At 70.6% G+C, this 22,360-nt stretch carries 20 protein-coding genes; 3 read left to right on the top strand and 17 right to left on the bottom strand.

Annotation, left to right across the window (positions count from 1 at the left end):
* Positions 1 to 33: 33 nt before the first annotated feature.
* From OG588_RS35205 to OG588_RS35180, 6 genes are all read right to left on the bottom strand, one after another.
* Positions 34 to 3,114 carry an AAA family ATPase gene (locus tag OG588_RS35205; protein ID WP_405953287.1) on the bottom strand — a complete coding sequence of 1,027 codons (3,081 nt, stop codon included), beginning with the start codon at positions 3,112 to 3,114 and terminating at the stop codon, positions 34 to 36.
* Positions 3,115 to 3,248: 134 nt separating this feature from the next.
* Complete coding sequence (locus OG588_RS35200; protein ID WP_405950765.1) at positions 3,249 to 3,434, bottom strand: hypothetical protein; 186 nt, start codon at positions 3,432 to 3,434, stop codon at positions 3,249 to 3,251.
* 200 nt (positions 3,435 to 3,634) lie between these two features.
* Complete coding sequence (locus tag OG588_RS35195) at positions 3,635 to 4,264, bottom strand: hypothetical protein (protein ID WP_405950764.1); 630 nt, start codon at positions 4,262 to 4,264, stop codon at positions 3,635 to 3,637.
* A gap of 35 nt (positions 4,265 to 4,299) precedes the next feature.
* Complete coding sequence (locus tag OG588_RS35190; protein ID WP_266862631.1) at positions 4,300 to 4,875, bottom strand: GNAT family N-acetyltransferase; 576 nt, start codon at positions 4,873 to 4,875, stop codon at positions 4,300 to 4,302.
* Complete coding sequence (locus tag OG588_RS35185; RefSeq protein WP_405950763.1) at positions 4,853 to 7,096, bottom strand: MMPL family transporter; 2,244 nt, start codon at positions 7,094 to 7,096, stop codon at positions 4,853 to 4,855. Before OG588_RS35185 ends, OG588_RS35190 begins: the two co-directional genes overlap by 23 nt.
* A 203-nt stretch (positions 7,097 to 7,299) precedes the next feature.
* Positions 7,300 to 7,602 carry a hypothetical protein gene (locus OG588_RS35180; RefSeq protein ID WP_405950762.1) on the bottom strand — a complete coding sequence of 101 codons (303 nt, stop codon included), beginning with the start codon at positions 7,600 to 7,602 and terminating at the stop codon, positions 7,300 to 7,302.
* 117 nt (positions 7,603 to 7,719) lie between these two features.
* Between OG588_RS35180 and OG588_RS35175 the strand changes: the two genes are divergently transcribed.
* Positions 7,720 to 8,508 carry a methyltransferase domain-containing protein gene (locus tag OG588_RS35175; protein WP_405950761.1) on the top strand — a complete coding sequence of 263 codons (789 nt, stop codon included), beginning with the start codon at positions 7,720 to 7,722 and terminating at the stop codon, positions 8,506 to 8,508.
* An 86-nt stretch (positions 8,509 to 8,594) separates the two neighbouring features.
* Here OG588_RS35175 and gatB read toward each other — a convergent pair whose 3' ends face one another.
* The 10 genes from gatB to OG588_RS35125 form a co-directional block, all read right to left on the bottom strand.
* The gene (gene gatB / locus OG588_RS35170; protein WP_405950760.1) at positions 8,595 to 10,112 is read right to left on the bottom strand and encodes an Asp-tRNA(Asn)/Glu-tRNA(Gln) amidotransferase subunit GatB; all 1,518 of its coding nucleotides are present in this window, start codon (positions 10,110 to 10,112) and stop codon (positions 8,595 to 8,597) included.
* 16 nt (positions 10,113 to 10,128) lie between these two features.
* Positions 10,129 to 10,371, bottom strand: a complete 243-nt coding sequence (locus tag OG588_RS35165) for a hypothetical protein (protein ID WP_019058562.1) — start codon at positions 10,369 to 10,371, stop codon at positions 10,129 to 10,131.
* On the bottom strand, positions 10,368 to 11,870 hold the full coding sequence (gene gatA / locus OG588_RS35160) for an Asp-tRNA(Asn)/Glu-tRNA(Gln) amidotransferase subunit GatA (protein ID WP_405950759.1): 1,503 nt from the start codon (positions 11,868 to 11,870) through the stop codon (positions 10,368 to 10,370). The genes OG588_RS35165 and gatA overlap by 4 nt, the downstream gene beginning before the upstream one ends.
* Positions 11,871 to 11,875: 5 nt before the next feature.
* Positions 11,876 to 12,172: an Asp-tRNA(Asn)/Glu-tRNA(Gln) amidotransferase subunit GatC gene (gene gatC / locus OG588_RS35155; RefSeq protein ID WP_007384860.1), complete on the bottom strand. Its 297-nt coding sequence runs from the start codon at positions 12,170 to 12,172 to the stop codon at positions 11,876 to 11,878.
* Positions 12,173 to 12,424: 252 nt separating this feature from the next.
* Positions 12,425 to 14,686 (bottom strand): putative bifunctional diguanylate cyclase/phosphodiesterase, encoded by a 2,262-nt coding sequence (locus OG588_RS35150; protein WP_405950758.1) that lies wholly within the window; start codon positions 14,684 to 14,686, stop codon positions 12,425 to 12,427.
* 270 nt (positions 14,687 to 14,956) lie between these two features.
* Positions 14,957 to 17,149, bottom strand: a complete 2,193-nt coding sequence (gene ligA, locus OG588_RS35145; RefSeq protein WP_405950757.1) for an NAD-dependent DNA ligase LigA — start codon at positions 17,147 to 17,149, stop codon at positions 14,957 to 14,959.
* A 15-nt stretch (positions 17,150 to 17,164) separates the two neighbouring features.
* Positions 17,165 to 18,172, bottom strand: a complete 1,008-nt coding sequence (locus tag OG588_RS35140) for a methionine synthase (RefSeq protein WP_405950756.1) — start codon at positions 18,170 to 18,172, stop codon at positions 17,165 to 17,167.
* Between the two features lie 124 nt (positions 18,173 to 18,296).
* Complete coding sequence (locus tag OG588_RS35135) at positions 18,297 to 18,680, bottom strand: hypothetical protein (protein WP_405950755.1); 384 nt, start codon at positions 18,678 to 18,680, stop codon at positions 18,297 to 18,299.
* Positions 18,677 to 19,375 carry an SDR family oxidoreductase gene (locus tag OG588_RS35130; RefSeq protein ID WP_360076578.1) on the bottom strand — a complete coding sequence of 233 codons (699 nt, stop codon included), beginning with the start codon at positions 19,373 to 19,375 and terminating at the stop codon, positions 18,677 to 18,679. Before OG588_RS35130 ends, OG588_RS35135 begins: the two co-directional genes overlap by 4 nt.
* A gap of 7 nt (positions 19,376 to 19,382) precedes the next feature.
* Entirely contained in the window at positions 19,383 to 19,922 is a 540-nt protein-coding gene (locus OG588_RS35125; RefSeq protein ID WP_405950754.1) for a TIGR00730 family Rossman fold protein, read from the bottom strand.
* A 50-nt stretch (positions 19,923 to 19,972) separates the two neighbouring features.
* On the opposite strand from OG588_RS35125, the gene OG588_RS35120 reads away from it, so the two are divergent.
* On the top strand, positions 19,973 to 20,296 hold the full coding sequence (locus OG588_RS35120) for a DUF427 domain-containing protein (RefSeq protein WP_405950753.1): 324 nt from the start codon (positions 19,973 to 19,975) through the stop codon (positions 20,294 to 20,296).
* Between the two features lie 57 nt (positions 20,297 to 20,353).
* Here OG588_RS35120 and mnmA read toward each other — a convergent pair whose 3' ends face one another.
* A complete protein-coding gene (mnmA, locus tag OG588_RS35115; protein ID WP_405950752.1) occupies positions 20,354 to 21,487 on the bottom strand; it encodes a tRNA 2-thiouridine(34) synthase MnmA in 1,134 nt (377 codons plus the stop codon).
* A gap of 60 nt (positions 21,488 to 21,547) precedes the next feature.
* Here mnmA and OG588_RS35110 point away from each other — a divergent pair, with 60 nt between their 5' ends.
* Positions 21,548 to 22,261 (top strand): N-acetylmuramoyl-L-alanine amidase, encoded by a 714-nt coding sequence (locus OG588_RS35110; protein WP_405950751.1) that lies wholly within the window; start codon positions 21,548 to 21,550, stop codon positions 22,259 to 22,261.
* The last annotated feature ends 99 nt before the right edge of the window (positions 22,262 to 22,360 follow it).

Here is a 22,360-nt window from a genome sequence, read left to right as displayed (position 1 = left end):
CCTCCCCTGTGCCGGTCCCCTACAGCGTACGACTCATCGCGCGGAGCGCACGGTGAGCGGGTCGGGCGGGAACAGCTCCAGCCGGTGGGCGACGGCCGCCGCCTCTCCCCGGCCCGAGACGCCGAGCTTGCCGAGGATGTTCGAGACGTGGACGCTCGCGGTCTTCGGGGAGATGAAGAGTTCCTCGGCGATCTGCCGGTTGGTGCGGCCGGCGGAGACCAGGCGCAGCACGTCCCGCTCTCGACTGGTGAGGCCGAGCGCCTGGACGGGATCAGTGGGATCGGCGGGGTCGGCGGGGGCCGCTCTGCGCGCCGGGACCTTCGTGAGCGTCAGCCGGGCCCGCTGGGCGAGCAGCGCGACGGCGTCGGCGAGTGGGCGGGCGCCGAGGTGGTCGGCGACGGCGGCGGAGAGGCGAAGCAGTTCCGTGGCGCGGTCCCGCTCGTCGTCACCCCCGTCCGGGTCGGACAGCAGCGCCTCGGCCAGGCGATACCGGACGCGGGCGAGGTCGTAGGGGCGGTCGAGGCATTCGAAGGCGGCGACCGCCTCGGACCAGTCGTCCGGGGTGGCCCGGCCCTCGGCGTGCCGCAGTTCGGCGCGCAGCCAGCGTTCGTGGGCCTGCCAGACGGGGACGTTGGAGGGGACCGGCTTGGCGGCCTCCCGGATGCGGTCGAGGATCTTGGGGCGGCCGGGGTCCGCGACGGGCACGCCGAGGGTCCGGGTCTCGGCGATGGCCGCGGTGACCAGCAGCGGCCAGGCCTCGAACTGTGTGCCGGGCCGGAAGCCGCAGTCCAGGACGAGTTCGAGAGTGGCTCGCGCGTCCAGGAAGCGGCCTTCGGTGGCGGCGACCTGGAGTTCGATCCGCTCCAGGGGCAGATGGTGCTGCGGGGCGACGTCATGGGTGCCGAAGTGCTCGCGGGCCGCGGCCAGTTGGCGCCGGGCCTCGGCCACATCGCCCCGGGCGAGCGCGAGTTCGGCGCGGAGCCGGGCGTGGAAGCCGCGGGGTTGGGCGCTCTGGCCCACGCGCTCCGACTTGGACGCCGCCTCGGCGGCCTCGTCCCAGCGGCCCAGGGTGAACAGGGATTCGGCGAGGTTTCCCCAGATCCAGGCCTCTTTGTCGAACTGGCCGAACTTCTTGGCGAAGGCGATCCCCGTCTCCAGGATCGACACGGCTTCCCGGGAGCGGCCGACCGTCTGGAGGGAGGACGGCAGGTTCACATAGCTGCGGCCGGCGACGATGGAGATGCCCTCGGCGACTGTCCGTTCGTTCACCTCGACCAGTTCGGCGAGGCCCCCCTCGACGTCGCCTGAGGCGACCATGAGGCCGGCCAGGGTGAGGCGGGCGTCCATCTCGATCTCGCGGGCGCCCACCATGCGCGCGTACTCGACCGCGCGCTCGGCGGCCACATAGGCGTCGGGTCCCGGGACATGGACCATGGACCAGCCGGCGACCTTGGCGAGCACCTCCGCGTGCACTTCGGAGGGCGGCAGTCCGCGGACCAGCTCCTGGGCGGCGGCGAGTTCCGACCAGCCGTCGCCGCGGGCCTGGTGCCGCATCAGGGTGGAGCGCTGCACCCAGAACCAGGCGGCCCGCAGCGGGTCCTCCTCGTCATTGATGAGGTGCAGGGCCCGCTTGGTGATCTTCAGGGCGCGCTCGCGCTCCCCGCTCAGCCGTCCGGCGACGGCGGCCTCCGCCATCAGGTCGAGGTAGCCCAGGGGCGCGGTCTCCGGGTCGCAGCCGCAGGGAGGGTAGACCTCGGCGTAGTCCACGGGACGCAGGCTCGCGCGTACGGCCTCGGGGGCGGTGTCCCAGAGCTCCATCGCCCGCTCCAGGAGCCGTAGTTGCTCGGAGTGGGCGTGTCGGCCGCGGGCCGCGACGGAGGCGTCCAGGACGGCGGGGAGGGCCTTGGCGGGATCGTGGGCGTGGTACCAGTAGCTCGCCAGGCGCATGACGCGCTGGTCGGCGGGGACGAGCGTCGGGTCGGCCTCCAGGGCTTCGGCGTAGCGGCGGTTGAGGCGGGAGCGCTCGCCGGGCAGCAGGTCGTCGCCGACGGCCTCGCGGACCAGGGAGTGGCGGAAGCGGTAGCCGTCGTCGCCGGGCGCCGCCTGGAGGATGTTGGCGCCGACGGCGGACCGCAGCGCCTCGATGAGGTCGTCCTCGGACAGCCGGGCGACGGCGGCGAGCAGCCGGTACTCGACGGTGGAGCCGCCCTCGGCGACGATCCGGGCGACCCGCTGGGCGCTCTCGGGCAGTGACTCGACCCGGACGAGGAGCAGGTCGCGCAGCGAGTCGGTGAGGTTGGAGCGGCAGCCGTCGTGGGCGGCGACGGCGAGTTCCTCGACGAAGAAGGCGTTGCCGTCGGAGCGTTCGAAGATCTCGTCGACCTGGGCGGGGTCCGGTTCGGCGGCGCGGATGCCGGCGATCTGGCGACCCACTTCCTGCCGGTTGAAGCGGCCGAGTTCGATCCGGCGGACCGTGCGGAGCCGGTCGAGTTCGGCGAGCAGGGGGCGCAGCGGGTGGCGGCGGTGGATGTCGTCGGCGCGGTAGGTGGCGAGGACGAGGAGGCGGCCGGTGCGCAGGGTGCGGAAGAGGTAGGCGAGGAGGTGGCGGGTGGAGGCGTCGGCCCAGTGCAGGTCCTCCAGGGCGACGATCACCGTGCGGTCGGCGGCGACGCGCTCCAGGAGGCGCGCGGTGAGCTCGAAGAGGCGGGCCATGCCCTCCTCGTCGTGCCGTCCGGCCCGGTGAAGAGTGGCTGTCTCCGCCAACTCCGGGAGCAGCCGGGCGAGTTCCTCCTCCTGGCCGGCGGCCGCGGCGGACAGCGCGTCGGGCAGTTCGCGGCGCAGCGCGCGCAGGGCGGTGGAGAAGGGGGCGAAGGGCAGTCCGTCCGCGCCGATCTCGACACAGCCGCCGAGCGCCACGACCGCGCCCCGGCGGCAGGCCGCGGTGGCGAACTCCTCGACCAGCCGGGTCTTGCCGACACCGGCCTCGCCGCCCAGCAGCAACGCCTGCGGCTCGCCCGCGGCGGCGCGGGCGAGCGCATCGTTCAGCGTGTCCAGTTCGTCGGCGCGACCGACGAAGACCGGACTGACGGACCTGGTCTCCACACTCGCGAGCATGTCACGCGGGTCTGACAACGCGGCACCGGTTTTCGGGCGGACGGCCGCGGGGAGGAGCGCCCCGCCGGCCTGCCGGGCAGGCGCCGTACGGCCGTTGTCCTGCGCCGTACGGCCGTCTTCCCGGGCCCTAACGGTCACGACGCGCGGGCGAACAGGTGCCTGCGGGGGCCTCCGGTGTGCACCTCCCCCTCGGCGGCCTGGCGGGACTGCTCGCGGCGGGCGGCACGGGCGCCGCGCACGGCCTCCCGAGCCAGCCGCTCGTTCGCGGCCTGCTGGCGGAGTTCGGCGGAGCGGATCTGGTGGAGTTCGTACTCGTACATCTCAAGTCCCTTGGTGGAGTGCGGTTTCGGGCTTCGCTTTCTGCGATGCCTCAACCTTCGTCTCCAAGGGGGGTCCGCCACATCGGGAGAGTTCCGCATCTTGCGGGGCCGGGCGGGCCTTAGACATGCGTAAGGGGGCTCAGGCGGCTCCGTAAGGTGCTTACGGAGCCGCCTGAGCCCCCTGGTGAACTGCGGCTGACTCAGGTGGCCGACGGCAGGCTGAGCAGGACGTCGGTGTACTTGAGGACGGCCAGGAGCAGGCCTACGACACCCAGCGCGACGCCCGCCCAGGCGACCGACTTGATCCAGGTGGCCTGCGGCTTGCCGGGAGCACCGAACGCGGGGCGGACCAGCGCCGCGACACCCACGAGGGCGCCGACCAGGGCGAAGATGCCGGCCCACAGCGCGGTGGTGTGCCAGGCGTCGCCGTAGACCTCCTTGATCTGGGTGGCGACACTCGCGGTGGAGGCGGTGTGGAGCTGGCCCTTGAGGGTCTCGCGGGCGGCGGCGACGGAGCCGATCCAGCCGCCGGAGAGCGAGATGAAGCCGAGCGCGGCGGAGACCACGGCGGCGGCGCCCTGGCCGACTCCGGAGGGGCCTTCCGGCTCCTCCAGCTGGAGCTTCGCGAGCTCGGCCGCGTACTCCTCCTCGGAGAGGTCGTCCTCGTCCTCGACGGCCTCGGCGGCTTCGGCCTCTGTGCTCGCGGTGTCCGGCTCGGTCACTTCCTCGTCGGTCTTGGTGACATCGGTCTTGGTGACGTCGACGGACTCCGCGTCGCTCTTCACCTCGGGGGCCTCGTTCGCGGCCTCGTCAACAGTCTTGGTACCCATGGTGCGCACGGTAGGGGTGAAGTATGAGAAGTTCCTTAAAGATCGCCGTGTTGCGCACGCGCGCGTGCCTCGCGCCACTCGGGGGCGAGCACGGACCACACCTCTATGTCATGCCGTACGCCCTTGTGGGGGTGTGATTCGCGGAGGACCGCGTCCCTGGTCATGCCCATGCGGCGGGCAACATTCAGGCTCTTCTCATTGCCCGCAGCGGCATGCCATTCGACGCGGTGGATGCCGCGCTGCTCGATCGCGAAGTCGATGAGAATCCGTATCGCGCGGGTGATCAGTCCGTGGCCCGCACCGGCGGGTTCCAGCCAGCAGCCGACCTCGCAGTTGCCCTGGTCGGCGTGGAAGTTCAGGAAGAGGACCCCGCCGACGAGCTTGCCGTCCAGCCAGATGCCGTGCAGGGACGCGCTGTCGGCGGCCCGCAGGTCGGCGTAGCGCTGGAGCATGGCCCGCGCGGAGTCGACGTCCGTCTCCTTGGACCCGAAGGCGATGTACTGGCCGATGAACTCCCGGCCGCGGTCCAGGTGCGCGAGGAACTCCTCGGCGTGCCACGGCTCCAGGGGACGCAGTTCGGCTCCGTCGTCACCCAGGGATATCGCGTACATCCTGTTCCCGCTCCTTCGCCAGGACGTCCGCCACCTCGGCGTCCGTCGCGGCGGCCAGCCTCTCATGGGCGGCGCGGCACTCGGGGGGCTCGATGCTGATGCGGGGCAGGACGCGGTCGAGGCCCCGGGGCAGCCACCAGTTGGCGCCGCCGAGCAGGTGCATGAGGGCGGGGACCAGGAGGGTGCGCAGTACGAAGGCGTCCAGGGCTACGGCGGACGCGAGCGCGATGCCGAACATGGCGATCACGCGGTCGCCGCTGAGCACGAAGGCGAGGAAGACGGAGATCATGATGACCGCGGCGGAGTTGATCACGCGGCTGGTCTCCGCGAGGCCGACGCGGACGGCGCGGCGGTTGTCGCCGGTTTCCAGCCATTCCTCGTACATCCGGCTCACCAGGAAGACCTGGTAGTCCATCGAGAGCCCGAAGAGGACCGACACCATGATCACGGGGAGGAAGGGCTCTATCGGCCCGGCGCGTCCCAGGCCGAGGAACTCGCTCCCCCACCCCCACTGGAAGATCGCGACGACGACCCCGAAGGCGGCGGCCACGGCGGCGACGTTCATCGCGGCGGCCTTGAGCGGGATGCCGACCGAGCGGAAGGCGAGCAGGAGCAGCACACAGCCGAGCGAGATGACGACCCCGACGAACAGCGGGAGCTTGCCGACGATCACCTCGGCGAAGTCGTCGTAGCTCGCCGTCACCCCGCCGACGTGGATGTCGAGCGAGGTGCCCGTCTCGGCCCGCGGCAGCACCTCGGTGCGCAGCCGGTCGACGAGGTCGCTGGTCTTCTGTGACTGCGGTGCCGAGTCCGGTACGACGCTGAAGTACCCGGTGGAGCCGCCGGCGTCGTAGGTCACCGGGGTCACGGAGGCGACGCCCTCGGTGGTGCGGAGGGTGGCGTCGAGGTTGTCGAGGGTGAGCTTGTCCTCGGCACTGTCGATCTTGGTGACGAGGGTGAGGGGGCCGTTGACGCCGGGCCCGAAGCCGCCGGCGAGGAGGTCGTAGGCCTGCCGCGTGGTCGACGACTTGGGGTCGTTGCCCTGGTCGGAGGTGCCGAGGTGAAGGGCGAGGGTGGGCAGCGCGAGGACGGTGATGACGACCAGGGCCAGGGTGCCGAGCAGTTTGGGGTGGCGCTCGACGAACGCGGACCAGCGGGCGGCGAGGCCGGTGGGCAGCTCCGGCTGGGGCCCGTGCTCGGCCAGTCGGCGCCGTTCGCGGCGGCTGAGGGCGCGGGGGCCGATGAAGGACAGCAGGGCCGGGAGAAGCGTCACGGAGGCCGCGACGGTGAGCACCACGGTCAACGAGGCGGCGATCGCGACCCCGTTGAGGAAACCGAGCCGCAGGATCAGCATCCCGAGCAGGGCGATGCACACGGTGGCGCCCGCGAAGACGACCGCGCGCCCGGTGGTGACGACCGCATTGGTGACCGCCTCGGTGACGGACAGCCCGCGTTTCAGCCCGCGCCGGTGCCGGGTCACGATGAACAGGGCGTAGTCGATGCCGACGCCGAGCCCGATCAGCATGCCGAGCATGGGCGCGAAGTCGGCGACGGTCATGGCGTGCCCGAGCAGCACGATCGCCGCGTACGCGGTGCCGACGCTCAGCAGGGCGGTGCCGATGGGCAGGAGTGAGGCGGCGAGCGACCCGAAGGCGAGGAACAGGACGAGCGCGGCGACGGCGACCCCGACGATCTCGGCGGTGTGCCCGCTCGACGCCTCGGTGAGCGCGATGGCGCTGCCGCCCGACTCCACCTGAAGCCCGTCGGTCTCGACGGCCTTGGCAGCGCTCACGACCGCCTGCGCCTGGGACTTGTCGATGTCCTCGGCCTGGTGCGCGAAGGTGACGGTGGCGTAGGCGGTCCGCCCGTCGGCGCTGATCCGGCCGGTGCCCTGCCCGTCGTACGGACTGACGACGGAGGCGACTCCGGGCAGGTCGGCGATCTTGTCGAGAACGCCGGTCATGGTCTGTTCCACATCGGTGGCGCGGACGGAACCGGGCGAAGTGCGCCAGACAACGGTGTCGCTGTCGCCGCCGAGACCGGGAAACCCCTCCTGGAGGAGTTGAGTTGCGCGCCCCGACTCGGTGCCGGGTGCCTCGTAGTCGTTCGAGTACGCCGAACCGGCGACGGCGGCGGCCGCGGTGACCCCGCCGAACGCGAGGAGCCACAAGAGGACGGCGACCAGGCGGTGCCGAACACACCAGCGTGCAAGGGCTGCCACGAACGTGCTCCCGGGGATGGCGAATTGTGGATCTTTGACCGGGAATACAGGTTCAAGGGATGAACAGCCCGCAAAGAACGCATGAGCAATGTGTGGCCCACTCTTGCAGCAGAAAATGATCGTTTACGGCGTTCGTGCGCCGAATCACGGGAGTGGGAGCCAGATCACAGGACAGTAACGGCAACTCTGTCAGGGCACCCGGCTCAGTCGAACTGGTCCCCCAGCGCCATCACCATCGCCCCGACCACCAACAGCCAAAGCGCCCTTCTGGTACGGCCCCTGGACCCGAGCACCGACGCGAGCGCACACACCGCGGCGCCGAGGGCATAGGCGGCCGGAACAACCACCGGCCCGGATCCACTCGCCCGGAGCACCGCCGCGGCCACCCCCGCGAGGGCCAGCACGGCACCGGTCAGCGCGGCCGTCCAGCGGGCCCGCCGCGCGTCCAGTGCCGGATCCCCGAAGTCCTGCAATTCGGATATCTCGGAATCTCCGCGTCCGTCCATGGCGGGCGAGCGTAGCGCCTCCACCTGAGAAACCTGGTGCGCGGCCAACCGACGTCCTCCACAATCTCGTTGCTTCCTCATAGGAACCTACGCAGAACCGGAGGACACCGTTCACCGATGCCGAACACCGACCTGACCGCCCGCCTGACCCACCCCCGCTATCCGCGCAGCAACGGCTACGACCCTCGCTGGACCATCGAGAACCAGATGGGCCCGCATGCCCTGTGGCTGCTGGAATGGCTGGCCCCGGCGCTCGGCCTGGACAGCCTGCGGCCCGGCGCGCGCGTACTCGACCTGGGCTGCGGACGCGCCATGACCTCGGTCTTCCTCGCCAAGGAGTACGACGTCCAGGTCACCGCCGCCGACCTGTGGGTGAAGCCCGAGGAGAACGCCGTACGGATCACCGAGGCGGGCGTCACCGACCAGGTGCTCCCCCTCCACGTGGAGGCACACGCTCTCCCCTTCGGGGACGGCACGTTCGACGCGATCGTGTCCATCGACGCCTATCAGTACTTCGGCACCGCCGACCTCTATCTGCCCACGCTGACACGGTTGTTGAAGCCGGGGGGCCGGATCGGTGTCGTGATGCCCGCGCTGCGGGAGGAACTGCCGGGCGCCGAACCGCCGGAGCACCTGAAGCGGTACTGGGAAGGGGACCCGGGCTTCTGGGCCTTCCACTCCCCCGCCTGGTGGCGCAGGCACTGGACACGCGGCAAGGCAGTGGAGGTCGAGACGGCCGACTGGCTGCCCGACGGATGGCGCGACTGGCTGTTGTGGAGCGAGGTGTGCGCCGAGGAGAGCCCGAGCGAGTTCATGGCGGACATGGCGCGCACGTCGGCGGAACTGGTGAACGCCGACGTGGACCATCTGATCGGCTTCACACGTGTCGTGGGGCGCCGACTGTGAAGTGACACACCTGGGGGGGGATGCATCGCAACCGATGCATCCCCCCGGGGCTGTTGATGTCCTACGGCTGAATTCCTACGGCCGTATCAGCCTTCGCTGACGCCCAGTTGCTCCAGGATGAGCTCCTTGACGCGGGCCGCGTCGGCCTGGCCGCGGGTGGCCTTCATGACCGCTCCGACCAGTGCGCCGGCCGCTGCCACCTTGCCGCCGCGGATCTTGTCGGCGATGCCCGGGTTGCCGGTGATGGCCTCCTGGACGGCGGTGGTGAGGGCGCCGTCGTCGGAGACGACCTTCAGGCCGCGCTTCTCGACGACCTCGTCCGGGGTGCCCTCGCCGGCGAGGACGCCCTCGATGACCTGGCGGGCCAACTTGTCGTTCAGGTCGCCGGCGGTGACCAGGGCGGTGACCCGGGCGACCTGCTCCGGCGTGATGGGCAGCTCGTCGAGCGCCTTGCCGGACTCGTTGGCGCTGCGGGCGAGTTCACCCATCCACCACTTGCGCGCGGAGGACGAGTCGGCACCGGCGTCGATCGTGGCGACGATCGGGTCGATGGCACCGGCGTTGAGGATCGACTGCATGTCGAACGCGGTGATCCCCCACTCCTCGCTGAGCCGGTTGCGGCGGGCCAGCGGCTGCTCGGGCAGCTCGGCGCGGATCTCCTCGACCCACTCGCGCGAGGGGGCCACCGGAACCAGGTCCGGCTCCGGGAAGTAGCGGTAGTCCTCCGCCTCCTCCTTCACGCGGCCCGAGGTCGTGGACCCGGTGTCCTCGTGGAAGTGGCGGGTCTCCTGGATGATCGTGCCGCCGGAGTTCAGCACCGCGGCATGGCGCTGGATCTCGAAACGGGCGGCACGCTCCACGGAACGCAGCGAGTTGACGTTCTTGGTCTCACTGCGCGTGCCGAACTTCTCGCGGCCGTGCGGGCGCAGCGACAGGTTGACGTCACAGCGCATCTGCCCCTGCTCCATCCGCGCCTCGGACACACCGAGCGCCCGGATCAGCTCGCGCAGCTCCGCGACGTACGCCTTCGCGACCTCGGGAGCACGCTCGCCCGCACCCTCGATCGGCTTGGTGACGATCTCGATGAGCGGGATGCCGGCGCGGTTGTAGTCGAGCAGCGAGTGCGAGGCGCCGTGGATACGGCCCGTCGCGCCACCGACGTGCAGCGACTTGCCGGTGTCCTCCTCCATGTGGGCGCGCTCGATCTGCACCCGGAAGGTCTCGCCGTCCTCCAGCTGGACGTCCAGATAGCCGTTGAAGGCGATCGGCTCGTCGTACTGGGAGGTCTGGAAGTTCTTCGGCATGTCCGGGTAGAAGTAGTTCTTCCGGGCGAACCGGCACCACTCGGCGATCTCGCAGTTCAGCGCGAGGCCGATCCTGATCGCGGACTCGACGCCGATCGCGTTGACGACCGGGAGCGCGCCGGGCATGCCGAGGCAGGTGGGGCAGGTCTGCGAGTTGGGCTCGGCGCCCAGCTCGGTCGAACAGCCGCAGAACATCTTGGTCTTGGTACCGAGTTCGACGTGGACTTCGAGGCCCATGACGGGGTCGTAGGTCGCCAGGGCGTCCTCGTACGACACCAACTCGTCGGTCGTGGTGGTCACGGTGAAAACTTCCCTCTCAGCCCAGCAGGACGTCGTCGTCGCCCAGCCGCTTCAGCTCGCGGTACAGGATGGCGAAGCCGGTGACGAGCGCGACGGCGGACACCGTGGCGTCGATCAGACGGAGCGTGTCGTGCTCGGTGCGCGCCTTCTTGATCTGCTTGGCGACACCCAGCGCGCCGAACGCGGTGGTGGCCATCGACACATACGTGCCGGACTTGGACTTCTTGAAGCCCTTGGCCTTCGACAGTGCATTGCTCACAGCGACGGTGCCTCCTCAAGCAGCGGGTGGCCCCACTTTTCCACGAAGGCGGCCTCGACGGCGGCGCCGACCTTGTAAAGCCGGTCGTCCTTCAGCGCCGGGGCGATGATCTGCAGCCCGACCGGGAGACCGTCCTCCGGCGCGAGACCGCAGGGCAGCGACATGGCCGAGTTGCCCGCCAGGTTGGTCGGGATGGTGCACAGGTCCGCGAGGTACATCGCCATCGGGTCGTCGGCGCGCTCGCCGATCGGGAAGGCGGTGGTCGGCGTCGTGGGCGACACGATCACGTCGACGCTCTCGAACGACTTCTCGAAGTCGCGGGTGATGAGCGTACGGACCTTCTGGGCGCTGCCGTAGTACGCGTCGTAGTAGCCACTCGACAGGGCGTACGTCCCGAGCATGATGCGGCGCTTCACCTCGGGGCCGAAGCCCGCCTCACGGGTGATCGAGGTGACCTCTTCGGCCGAGTGGGTGCCGTCGTCGCCGACACGGAGGCCGTAGCGCAGGCCGTCGAAACGGGCCAGGTTCGACGAACACTCGGAGGGCGCGATCAGGTAGTACGCCGACAGGGCGAGGTCGAAGGACGGGCAGTCCAACTCGACGATCTCCGCGCCCAGTTCCTTCAGTACGGCCACAGCCTCGTCGAAGCGCTGGATGACGCCGGTCTGGTAGCCCTCGCCGCGGAACTGCTTGACGACGCCGACGCGCATGCCCTGCACGCTGCCGTTGCGGGCGGCCTCGACGACCGGCGGGACCGGGGCGTCGATGGACGTGGAGTCCAGCGGGTCGTGCCCGGCGATGACCTCGTGCAGGAGCGCCGCGTCCAGGACCGTACGGGCGCAGGGCCCGCCCTGGTCGAGGGAGGACGAGAACGCGACCATGCCGTAGCGGGAGACCGCGCCGTACGTCGGCTTGACGCCGACCGTGCCGGTGACGGCGGCCGGCTGGCGGATGGAACCGCCGGTGTCGGTACCGATCGCGAGCGGCGCCTGGAAGGAGGCGAGCGCGGCGGAGGAGCCACCGCCGGAGCCACCGGGGATCTTGGTGAGGTCCCAGGGGTTGCCGGTAGGCCCGTAAGCGCTGTTTTCCGTACTCGACCCCATGGCGAACTCGTCCATGTTGGTCTTGCCGAGGATGACCACGTCGGCGGCCTTCAGCCGCTTGGTGACGGTCGCGTCGTACGGCGGGATCCAGCCCTCGAGGATCTTGGAGCCGACCGTGGTCGGGATGCCCTCGGTGGTGAAGATGTCCTTGAGCGCGAGCGGGACACCGGCCAGCGGCCCGAGCTGCTCGCCCCTGGCCCGCTTCGCGTCGACGGCGCGGGCCTGCGCGAGGGCGCCCTCGCGGTCGACGTGCAGGAAGGCGTGCACCTTCGCGTCGACCTCCTCGATCCGGGCGAGGTGGGCCTCGGTGACCTCGACGGCCGTGAGCACGCCGGACGCGATGTTCGCGGCGGTCTCGGCTGCGGTGAGCCGGATGATGCTGCTGTGGTCCGTCATGGTGATTAGTCCTCCCCCAGGATCTGCGGCACCTTGAAACGCTGCTGCTCCTGGGCCGGGGCGCCGGAGAGCGCCTGCTCGGGGGTGAGCGAGGGACGGACCTCGTCCGCGCGCATGACGTTCGTCAGCGGCAGCGGGTGGGAGGTCGGCGGTACGTCTTGGTCGGCGACCTCGCTGACGCGGGCGACCGCGCCGATGATGTCATCCAGCTGTCCCGCGAAGTGCTCAAGCTCTTCGGGCTTCAGCTCCAGACGCGCCAGCCGGGCGAGGTGGGCGACCTCCTCGCGCGTGATGCCAGGCATGCAGCGTTCCTCTGGGGTGAGTGTGTGTGGTTTGGGGCCAATCCTATGGGGCGGGGGGCCATAGCCGTTAAACGGTTTCCGCCCGGCCTTGGCTAGGACTGCTAATCGCCCACTTCACAACAGGGCCGAGGGCAACCCCCAAGGGGCGCGGGGCTGTGTCGATTTGCGGCTCCGCCGCGTGGGCGCGACCAGCCACAGCGAACCCGTCAGCCGCGAACCGACCGAAGCCCCCTCCCCCTTAGGCGCAGAAGGTCAGCCGATCCGCCCCGGATCATCCGCGGCGGCAGCCGGCAGAGCAGCCCGCGGCCGCTGCCACCCCCGAGACCCCCGCGCCCGCAACCAAGCCGTCATGTCCTCCGGCGGCATCGCCGCAGCAACAAGCCACCCCTGAACCGCGTCACACCCCAGATCCCGCAACCGCTCCCACGTCTCGTCGTCCTCAACCCCCTCAGCCACGACGAGCAGCCCAAGGGAATGCGCGAGATCAACGGTGCACCGAACGATCTCCGCATCCTCCGTGTCCACCGCGAGCCGCGCCACGAACGACCGGTCGATCTTCAACTCACTGACCGGCAGCCGCCGTAGATGCACCAGGGACGAGTACCCCGTCCCGAAGTCGTCGAGGGACATCTTCACGCCGTGCCCGGTCAGCCCGTTGAGGGTGTCCGCGGCGCGCTGCGGGTCCTCCAGGAGGACGTGTTCCGTGATCTCCAGTTGAAGCGAGCCCGGCGGGACCCCGTGCCGGGCGAGGCGCGCGGCGACCGAGCCCGCGAAGCCGGGGGTGTGCACATCGCGCGGGGAGACGTTCACCGCGACCGGCACGAACAGTCCCTGCGCCCGCCACCGGGCGACCTGCGCGAGCGCCGTGTCGAGGACGTACTCCGTCAGGTGGGGCATCAACCCGGACGACTCGGCGATCGCTATGAACTCGTCCGGCGGCACCTTCCCGCGCTCCGGATGCACCCACCGCACCAGCGCCTCCAGGCCCGCGACCTGACCGTCGAAGCGCACCTTGGGCTGGTAGTGCACCTGCACCTCGTGCGCGTCGAGCGCCCGCCGCAGATCCCCCAACAGGCCCAGCCGGTCAGGGGTGTTGGAGTCCCGCTTGGACTCGTAGACCTCTACGCCCGTACGGTCCCGCTTCGCCTGGTACATCGCGACGTCCGCCCGGCGCAGCAGGCCCTCGGCGTCGAGGGCGTGGTCGGGGAAGACGGCGACGCCCGCGCTGGCCTCCAGGACGAGGGTGAGCCCGTCGAGGTCGAGCGGGGAGCTGAGCGCGGCGACGAGGTTGCGGGCGACCCGGGTCGCGGACGTCGTGGAGTCGGCGACGGGCAGCAGGACGGCGAACTCGTCACCGCCGAGCCGCGCGGCCTCCGCCCCGCGCGGCAGCGCCACCCGCAGCCGGTCGGCTATCTGCAACAGCAGCCTGTCTCCGGCCAGATGACCCAACGTGTCGTTGACCGACCGGAACCGGTCGAGGTCGATCAGCATGAGCGCGGCCTTGGCGCCGATGCGCTCGGCGTCGTCCAGGGCGGTCCAGATGCGCTCCAACAGCCACTGCCGGTTGGGCAGCCCGGTCAGCGGATCGCGCAGCTGTTCCTCGGCCCGGGCGCGGGCCATCCACAGGGTGGAGTCGAGGGCGATCAGCGGGATCGAGAAGAGGGGCAGCAGGACCGGCTGGGCCACGGCGACCACGCAGATCAGCGGGGCGATGCCGAGCAGGGCGACCGCGACCAGTCCCTGTCTGTGCAGGGCGGTGCGGGCGACGGTGGGCAGTCCGCCGTGGCGCGGGGCGTGCAGATACCAGAGCAGGGTGCGGGTCACGGCGAGATAGGCGAGGGCGACCAGCACGACTTCCGGGGCGGTGTAGACCGTCCAGGTGTCCGGGTTCCACGGCTTCTCGACGGACGGCACCCGGCCGAACGCGCCCAGCACGAGCGCTCCGGCGGCGATGCCGAGGATGTCGACCGCGCCGTGCACCAGGCCCTGGCGCCAGCGGTTGCGCCTGGCTATGCCGACCAGGACGACGACGGTGAGACTGACCATGCCGGCGGCGACCCAGCCGTAGAGCAGCAGGACGCCGAGGGTGAGGGCGGCGCCCGAGCCGGTGCCGCCCCACCAGCGGGCGCGGCCGAGGGCGACGAGGTGGCCGACGATGATGCCGGTGAGGACGGCGAGCGACCAGCCGACCGTGCCGGACGGGAAGAGCGCGTGGTCGCCGGTGAACGCCCGGAAGAAGCCGGCGCCGAGGACGAACCCGGCCGCGACCACGACCGCCGTGGGCAGCGCGGGCCAGGTCAGGTGCCGTCCGGATTCACCGCCCGACAGTCCGGAGGCGTGGGCGGCGGAGAGTGGTGCGTCGTGGCGCGCGTCCGGTGTGGAGTACTGTCCGGTGGCGCGCGGCTGGGTGCTGCCCGGACGCTCCACGGGGCGCGCTCCCCAACGACTCCCCCGCCAGGCGCCGGTGAGCCGGCGCAGGAGTGAGTCCGGGGGGGCGCTCTCGGTCGGTTCCATTCCCGTCCCTCTCACAGCCGGCGGTGCCCACGCCACGCGGTCCGCTGCCCTACTTCCGTCAACGGCACCGCGTTTGGAAAACCACTCCCCCTGCTCACCAAGAGCAGGAGGTTGCCCCAACCGCAGCTGGGCACGGCAGGTGCACACCTCAACAGTAGGCCGCAGAAGGCTTCCACGGGCAGCGGTCGTAGACGGTTGCCCGAATGCGACCCGGCCACCCGTATGCATCTGGTATGCGCCGATCGGGTGGCCTTCAACCGCTGCTCCTCGCTACTCCTCGACCGGAAGCGCGACTTCGGCGGCCGCCTCGGGTCCCTGTTCCAACAGGACGGTGAAGCCGTCCTCGTTGAGAACAGGCACCTTGACCTGCATCGCCTTGTCGTACTTCGAACCAGGATTGTCACCTACGACGACGAAAGACGTCTTCTTCGAAACAGAACCGGTCACTTTCGCTCCCCGGCTCTGCAGGGCGTCCTTCGCCCCGTCCCGCGTGAAGTGCTCGAGAGTGCCGGTGACGACGACGGTGAGCCCTTCGAGCGGGCGCGGGCCCTCGTCCTCGGCGGAACCCTCCTCCTCCATCCGGACCCCGGCGGCCCGCCACTTGCGGAGGATCTCCTGGTGCCAGTCCTCGGCGAACCACTCCTTGAGGGAGGCGGCGATGATCGCGCCGACGCCATCGGTGTTCGCCAGCTCCTCCTCGGTGGCCTGCTCGATCCGCTCGATCGAGCGGAACTCACGGGCCAGCGCCTCGGCCGCGACCGGGCCGACATGACGGATCGACAGGCCGGTGAGGATGCGGGCGAGCGGGCGGTCCTTGGCGGCGGCGATGGTCTCCAGCATCGCGAGCGCGTTCTTCTTGGGCTCGCCCTGCTGGTTGGCGAAGACCGTCGCGATCTTCTCCTCGCCGGTCTTCGGGTCCCGCTTGGGCAGCCCGCTGTCCTGGTCGAGGACGTACGCCTTGATGGGCAGCAACTGCTCGATGGTCAGGCCGAACAGGTCGCCCTCGTCGCGCAGCGGCGGGTCCGCGGGCTCCAGGGGCTTGGTGAGGGCGGCGGCCGAGACATAGCCGAAGTGGTCGATGTCGAGCGCCTTGCGGCCCGCGAGGTAGAAGAGGCGCTCCCTCAACTGGGCAGGGCAGGTACGGGCATTCGGGCAGCGGAGGTCGATGTCGCCCTCCTTCATCGGCCGCAGCGGCGTCCCGCACTCGGGGCACTCGGCCGGCATCACGAACTCCCGCTCGCTGCCGTCGCGCAGGTCGGCGACCGGGCCGAGGATCTCCGGGATGACGTCACCGGCCTTGCGCAGCACCACCGTGTCGCCGATGAGGACGCCCTTGGCCTTGACGACCTCCTGGTTGTGCAGGGTCGCGAACTCGACCTCCGAGCCGGCCACCGTCACCGGCTCGACCTGCGCGTACGGCGTGACCCGGCCCGTACGGCCCACGCCCACGCGGATGTTGACCAGCTTGGTGTTGACCTCCTCGGGCGCGTACTTCCACGCGATCGCCCAGCGCGGGGCGCGGGAGGTGGAGCCGAGCCGTCCCTGGAGGGGGATCTCGTCGAGCTTGACGACGACGCCGTCGATCTCGTGCGCCACGGAGTGGCGGTTCTCGCCGTAGTACCGGATGAACTCCCGTACGCCGTCGAGGTCGTCGACCACCCTGTTGTACGAGGAGGTCGGCAGGCCCCAGGTCTTCAGCAGGTCGTAGGCCTCGGAGAGGCGGGTGAGGGGGTCGAAGCCCTCCAGGGCGCCGATGCCGTGCACGACCATGTGCAGGGGGCGGGTGGCGGTGACGCGCGGGTCCTTCTGGCGCAGTGAACCCGCCGCCGCGTTACGGGGGTTGGCGAAGGGCTTGTCACCGGCCTCGACCAGCCGGGCGTTCAGCTCCTCGAACTTCTCCATCGGGAAGTAGACCTCGCCGCGGATCTCCACCAGGTCGGGCACGCGGTCGCCGGTCAGCCGGTCCGGGATGTCCGCGATCGTCCGCACGTTGGGCGTGATGTCCTCGCCCGTACGACCGTCACCGCGGGTCGCCGCGCGCGTGAGACGGCCGTGCTCATACGTCAGGTTGACGGCGAGGCCGTCAACCTTCAGCTCGCACAGGAAGTGGTGGTCGGAGGCGCCCACGTCCTTGTGGACGCGCTCGGCCCAGGCCGCCAGCTCCAGGTCGTCGAAGGCGTTGTCCAGGGAGAGCATGCGGGAGCGGTGGACGACGGAGGTGAACTCCGTCTCGTACGCCCCCGCGACCTTCTGGGTCGGCGAGTCCGGCGTGCGCAGCTCCGGGTACTCCTCCTCCAACGCCTCCAGGGAGCGCAGGAGTCTGTCGAAGTCCGCGTCGCTGACGACCGGGGCGTCGTTCACGTAGTACCGGAAGCGGTGCTCCTCGATCTGCTCAGCGAGCTGCGCGTGCTTCTCCCGTGCCTCTGCGGGCACCGTCGTCTCCGCTTGCCTGTCGCCGGCCACCGTGTTGTCCTTCCGTCACTCAGGGTTGTCCGCGAGGGATCTCGCCGCCCGGACGCAGTGGGCGAGGGCACGGCGCGCGTACTCGGGAGAAGCCCCCGCGAGTCCGCACGCCGGGGTGATCGTGACCGCCTCCGCGAGAAGTCCCGGTCGCAGCCCCAGCCTGCGCCACAGCGTCCTGACACCCATGACGCTACCGGCAGGGTCTGACAATGCGGAGTCCGTGCCCGGCACGACACCGGCGAAGAGCCGGGTGCCGGCCTCGACCGCTTCGCCGATCACGTCGTCGTCACGCTCGGTGAGGAGCGAGAAGTCGAAGGAGACCCCCGCGGCGCCCGCCCGGCGCAGCAGGGCGAACGGCACGTCCGGTGCGCAGGAGTGGACGACGACCGGGCCGTTCGTGTGCACCCCGACGACCTCGCGGAGCGTGCTCTCGACGAGTTGGCGGTCCACGGCCCGGTAGGTGCGGTAGCCGCTGGCGGACCTGACGTGTCCGCGCAGGACGCCGATCAGGGACGGCTCGTCGAGCTGGAGCACGATCTGGGCGCCGGGGACGCGGCGTTGGACCTCGGCGAGGTGGTTGCGCAGGCCCTCGGCGAGCGAGCCGGCGAGGTCGCGGCAGGCGCCGGGGTCGGAGAGTACGGCCTCGCCGTTCCTCAACTCCAGACTGGCGGCGAGCGTCCAGGGCCCCACGGCCTGCACCTTGAGCGGCCCCTCATACCCCTGGGTGAACTCCTCGAACGCGTCGAGGTCCTCCCCCAGCCATGCCCACGCCCGCTTCGTGTCCCGCCCCGGCCGGTCCCCGATCCGCCAACCGCTGGGCTCCACACGCGCGTACACCTCGACGAGCAGCCCGGCGGTCCGGCCGATCATGTCCGCGCCGGGTCCCCGGGCGGGCAGTTCGGGCAGGAACGGAAAGTCCTCGAAGGCCCCGGTCGCGGTCTTCGCGGCCTCGCGGGCGTCGGTGCCGGGGAGGGAACCGACACCGGTGGCGGGACCGAAGCTGAACTGGCTGTTGTTGCTCACCCCGGAAGACTACGGAACCCTCCGGGGGTGTGGCGGCGCCCCTGGGGGCTGCGCCCCCAGACCCCGCTTCGGCCTGAACGGCCTCGTCCTCAAATGCCGGACGGGCTGAGAAACGACCGGCGCTTCAACGCTTCCCGGACGCGTGCCGCTCCAGGAACCCGGCCAACCGCTCCGGATCCGCGACCTCCAGGTTGTTGTGGAAACGGCCGCGCTCCCAGGAGACATCCGTCCCGCCGTGCACGCTGCCGCTCCCGATGAACTCGCCGTCGGCGTCGAGCAGGGCGATGGTCGCTCGGCCGTGGCAGCGGCAGATGTCGTCCGCGAACGTGCCGGTCGTGGTGAGAGAGCGCAGCCCCGCGAGATCCTCGGCGTCGAACACCTCACCAAGGAGTCCGCGTTCGGCGAGCGGCCCTCCGTTGTCGCCACCTTCGAGGACGACCGCGGCTGCCGTGCGCGCCCAGACCTCGTCGAGCCAGCCCAGGATCTCCGCACCGTTCGCCCCGCTCACCGTCCCGGCCGCACCGTCAGGTCGTTGACCTCCGCGTCCCCCGGCAAGTCGATCGCCATGAGGATCGTCGTCGCGACCGACTCGGGGTCGATCCACTGGGCGGGGTCGTACTGTTTGCCCTCCTGTTGGTGGACCTTGGCCTGCATGGGGCTGGCGGTGCGGCCGGGGTAGACGGAGGTCACGCGGACGCCGTTGTCGTGCTCCTCGTGGCGCAACGAGTCAGCCAGGGCCTTCAGACCGTGCTTGGACGCGGCGTACGCGGACCAGTCGGCGCTCGCCCGCAGGCCCGCGCCGGAGTTCACGAAGAGCACGTGGCCGCCGGACAGCCGCAGTTGGGGCAGGAAGTGGCGGGTCAGTTCGGCGGGGGCGATCAGGTTGACGTTGAGCTGGTGGCGCCAGGTCTTCGGGGTCAGCTCGCCCACCGGGCCGAGGTCGACGACCCCGGCGATGTGCAGGAGCGTGTCCACCCGGTCGGGCAGGCTCTGGTGGGAGAACGCCCAGCTGAGTTTGTCGGGGTCCGCGAGGTCTCCCACCAGGGTGCGTGCCCCGGGGTACTCCGCAGCCAGTTCCTTCGCGCGGCCCGCGTCGCGCGCGTGGAGCACGAGTTCGTCCCCGCGCGCGTGCAGTCGGCGGGCGACGGCCGCGCCGATGCCGGAACCGGCCCCGGTGATCACATGTGTAGCCATGCCCGCCATGCTCGCATCAGCGGGTACCGAAGGACTCCTCCAGGTAGGCCAGCGCCCCCACCGGCTCCTCCGCGAAGAACACCAGGTCGGTGAGCGGGACGGGCAGGAACCCCTCGTCCTCCATGCGCCGGAACTGGGTCTTCAGGCCGTCGTAGAAGCCCGCGGTGTTGAGCAGGACGACCGGCTTGTCGGTGTGGCCGTGCTTCTTCAGTTCCAGGATCTCCGTGGCCTCGTCCAGCGTCCCGGTGCCGCCCACCATGATGACCACGGCGTCGGACTTCTCCAGGAGCAGCCTCTTGCGTTCGGCGAGGTCGGACGCGATCACCATCTCGTCGGCGCCCACGCGTGCCGACGCCGCCAGGAAGGTCACCGAGACGCCCACCAGCCGTCCACCGGCGGCCTGTACGCCGTCGGCGACCACCTTCATCAGCCCGGACTCCGAACCGCCCCACACGAGCGTGTGCCCGCCCTTGCCGAGCAGTTCGGCGAACTCCCGCGCGGGGTGCGTGTAGCGCTCGTCCAGGTCGGCGGCGGAGAGAAAGACACAGATCTTCATGTCGTCACCGTACGCGGGAAGAACCGGGGGCCTGCGAGTGCTTTTCCGGTATGGCTCAAGGACACACGATCACGATCGAGCAGGGCGACCAGCGCGTACGCGTCGTCCACGGCGACCAGGTGCTGGCGGAGAGCGACCGGCCCCTGATCCTGAAGGAGACCGGCTCCCCGGTGCGGTACTACCTCCCCCCGGAGGACGTCCGCCTCGACCTCCTGGCCCCTTCCGAGACCCACACCCACTGCCCCTTCAAGGGCGACGCGTCCTACTGGTCCGTCCCGGACGCGCCCGACCTGGTCTGGGCGTACCCCGACCCCAAGCCGGACGTGGCGCAGATCAAGGACCACCTGTGCTTCTACGAAGTAGAAGTGTTGTGACCGGTCGACCGAAAGCGCTGTGACCGATCGACCGAGAACGGGCCCGTACAGGCCGGGTCAGGCCATCGCCGTCGCCGCGCGCGTGGTCGTAGCGATCGTCGCCGACCCCACCACCCGCGTGTCGTCGTACAGCACGATGGCCTGCCCGGGGGCCACACCCCGTACCGGCTCCCTGAACGAGACCTCCAGGGTGCCGTCGACGAGTTCGGCGGTGACCTCGGTCTCGCCGCCGTGGGCGCGGAGCTGGGCGGTGTAGGTGCCGGGGCCGGCGGGTGCCGTGCCGCACCAGCGGGGCTTGACGGCGGTGAGGCCACTGACGTCCAGGGCGGCGGCCGGGCCGACCGTCACGGTGTTGTCGACCGGGGAGATGTCCAGGACGTAGCGCGGCTTGCCGTCGGCGGCCGGGGTGCCGATGCGCAGGCCCTTGCGCTGGCCGATGGTGAAGCCGTACGCGCCCTCGTGCGAGCCGATGACGGAGCCGGACTCGTCGACGATGTCGCCCTCGGCCTTGCCCAGGCGGTTCGCGAGGAAGCCCTGGGTGTCGCCGTCGGCGATGAAGCAGATGTCGTGCGAGTCGGGCTTCTTGGCGACCGCGAGGCCGCGCCGCTCGGCCTCCGCGCGGATCTCGTCCTTCGTCGTCACGGTGTCGCCGAGCGGGAACAGCGCGTGCGCGAGCTGCCGCTCGTCCAGGACACCGAGGACGTAGGACTGGTCCTTCGCCATGTCGGAGGCGCGGTGCAGTTCGCGGGTGCCGTCCTCGTTCACGATCACCTGGGCGTAGTGGCCGGTGCAGACCGCGTCGAAGCCGAGGGCGAGGGCCTTGTCGAGGAGCGCGGCGAACTTGATCTTCTCGTTGCAGCGCAGGCATGGGTTCGGGGTGCGGCCGGCCTCGTACTCGGCGACGAAGTCCTCGACGACGTCCTCGCGGAAGCGGTCGGCGAGGTCCCACACGTAGAAGGGGATGCCGATGACGTCGGCCGCGCGGCGGGCGTCGCGCGAGTCCTCGATGGTGCAACAGCCCCGCGCGCCCGTGCGGAACGATTGAGGGTTGGCGGAGAGCGCGAGGTGGACGCCGGTCACGTCGTGGCCGGCTTCCGCGGCGCGGGCGGCGGCGACGGCGGAGTCGACGCCACCGGACATGGCGGCGAGGACGCGAAGAGGACGGGGGCGCTGCACGGAGGTCTCAGTCATAACCCTTCCAGAGTACGGGTCGACGGGAACCGGGGCCCGCGAGTATCCGTTGACGATCACATGGGGGAGACACAGAGCGATCAGGACGACCGGACGGCGAAGCCGCCGGGCACCGAGGAGAAGCCGCCGGGCGGCACCGGGCGGCACCCCGGCCGGCGTGCGCTGCTCATCGGCGGCGCCGTGGCCGCCGTAGGGACCGCGGTGTTGGCGCGGGACGAGTTGTCGCGGTTGTGGTGGCGGGTGCCGGGGGTGGAGAAGCCGCGGACTCCGGGGGCGGTCGATTTCCCGGGGGCCACGTGGGTGGCGGCGTCCTCGGCGAACTACCGGCGGGCGGACCGGCCGGACGACTACGCGATAGACCGGGTGGTCATCCATGTCACGCAGGGCAGTTACGAGAGTGCGGTGAAGGCCTTCCAGGACCCCGGGCACCAGGCCGCCGCGCACTACATCGTCCGGCAGCGCGGGGACATCACACAGATGATCCGCGAGCTGGACGTGGCCTTCCACGCGGGCAACCGGTCGTACAACGAGCGCAGTGTCGGCATCGAGCACGAGGGCTTCGTGGAGCGGAAGTCGTCGTTCACGGACGTGATGTACACGAACTCCGCGCGGCTGACAGCGGAGATATGCCGACGCTACGGAATCCCCGTCGACCGGGAGCACATCATCGGGCATGTGGAGGTGCCGGGGACGGATCACACGGACCCCGGGCGGTACTGGGACTGGGACCGGTACATGACACTCGTAACACGGGCACACCGGACAGCATCGTGACCCAGGTCACATTCGGCTTTGGCTATGAGTCGTTTCAGTCACGGCCGTGTCCGATGCGTCCCTCGCTCCGGATGTGACCTGGGGTACACCAACTCACCT

This window comes from Streptomyces prunicolor (genome assembly GCF_045162825.1).
GTDB lineage: Bacteria > Actinomycetota > Actinomycetes > Streptomycetales > Streptomycetaceae > Streptomyces > Streptomyces prunicolor.
Note: the sequence above shows the minus strand (reverse complement) of the source record. Positions and strands in the feature narration are given on the sequence as shown.

Coding starts and splice junctions, on each gene's coding strand:
- OG588_RS35190 (WP_266862631.1), bottom strand. CDS start 4,875: ATGTACGCGATATCCCTGGGTGACGACGGAGCCGAACTGCGTCCCCTG.
- OG588_RS35175 (WP_405950761.1), top strand. CDS start 7,720: ATGCCGAACACCGACCTGACCGCCCGCCTGACCCACCCCCGCTATCCG.
- OG588_RS35195 (WP_405950764.1), bottom strand. CDS start 4,264: ATGGGTACCAAGACTGTTGACGAGGCCGCGAACGAGGCCCCCGAGGTG.
- OG588_RS35125 (WP_405950754.1), bottom strand. CDS start 19,922: ATGAAGATCTGTGTCTTTCTCTCCGCCGCCGACCTGGACGAGCGCTAC.
- OG588_RS35180 (WP_405950762.1), bottom strand. CDS start 7,602: ATGGACGGACGCGGAGATTCCGAGATATCCGAATTGCAGGACTTCGGG.
- OG588_RS35110 (WP_405950751.1), top strand. CDS start 21,548: ATGGGGGAGACACAGAGCGATCAGGACGACCGGACGGCGAAGCCGCCG.
- OG588_RS35120 (WP_405950753.1), top strand. CDS start 19,973: ATGGCTCAAGGACACACGATCACGATCGAGCAGGGCGACCAGCGCGTA.
- gatC (WP_007384860.1), bottom strand. CDS start 12,172: ATGCCTGGCATCACGCGCGAGGAGGTCGCCCACCTCGCCCGGCTGGCG.
- gatA (WP_405950759.1), bottom strand. CDS start 11,870: ATGACGGACCACAGCAGCATCATCCGGCTCACCGCAGCCGAGACCGCC.
- OG588_RS35150 (WP_405950758.1), bottom strand. CDS start 14,686: ATGGAACCGACCGAGAGCGCCCCCCCGGACTCACTCCTGCGCCGGCTC.
- OG588_RS35205 (WP_405953287.1), bottom strand. CDS start 3,114: ATGCTCGCGAGTGTGGAGACCAGGTCCGTCAGTCCGGTCTTCGTCGGT.
- OG588_RS35130 (WP_360076578.1), bottom strand. CDS start 19,375: ATGGCGGGCATGGCTACACATGTGATCACCGGGGCCGGTTCCGGCATC.
- OG588_RS35200 (WP_405950765.1), bottom strand. CDS start 3,434: ATGTACGAGTACGAACTCCACCAGATCCGCTCCGCCGAACTCCGCCAG.
- mnmA (WP_405950752.1), bottom strand. CDS start 21,487: ATGACTGAGACCTCCGTGCAGCGCCCCCGTCCTCTTCGCGTCCTCGCC.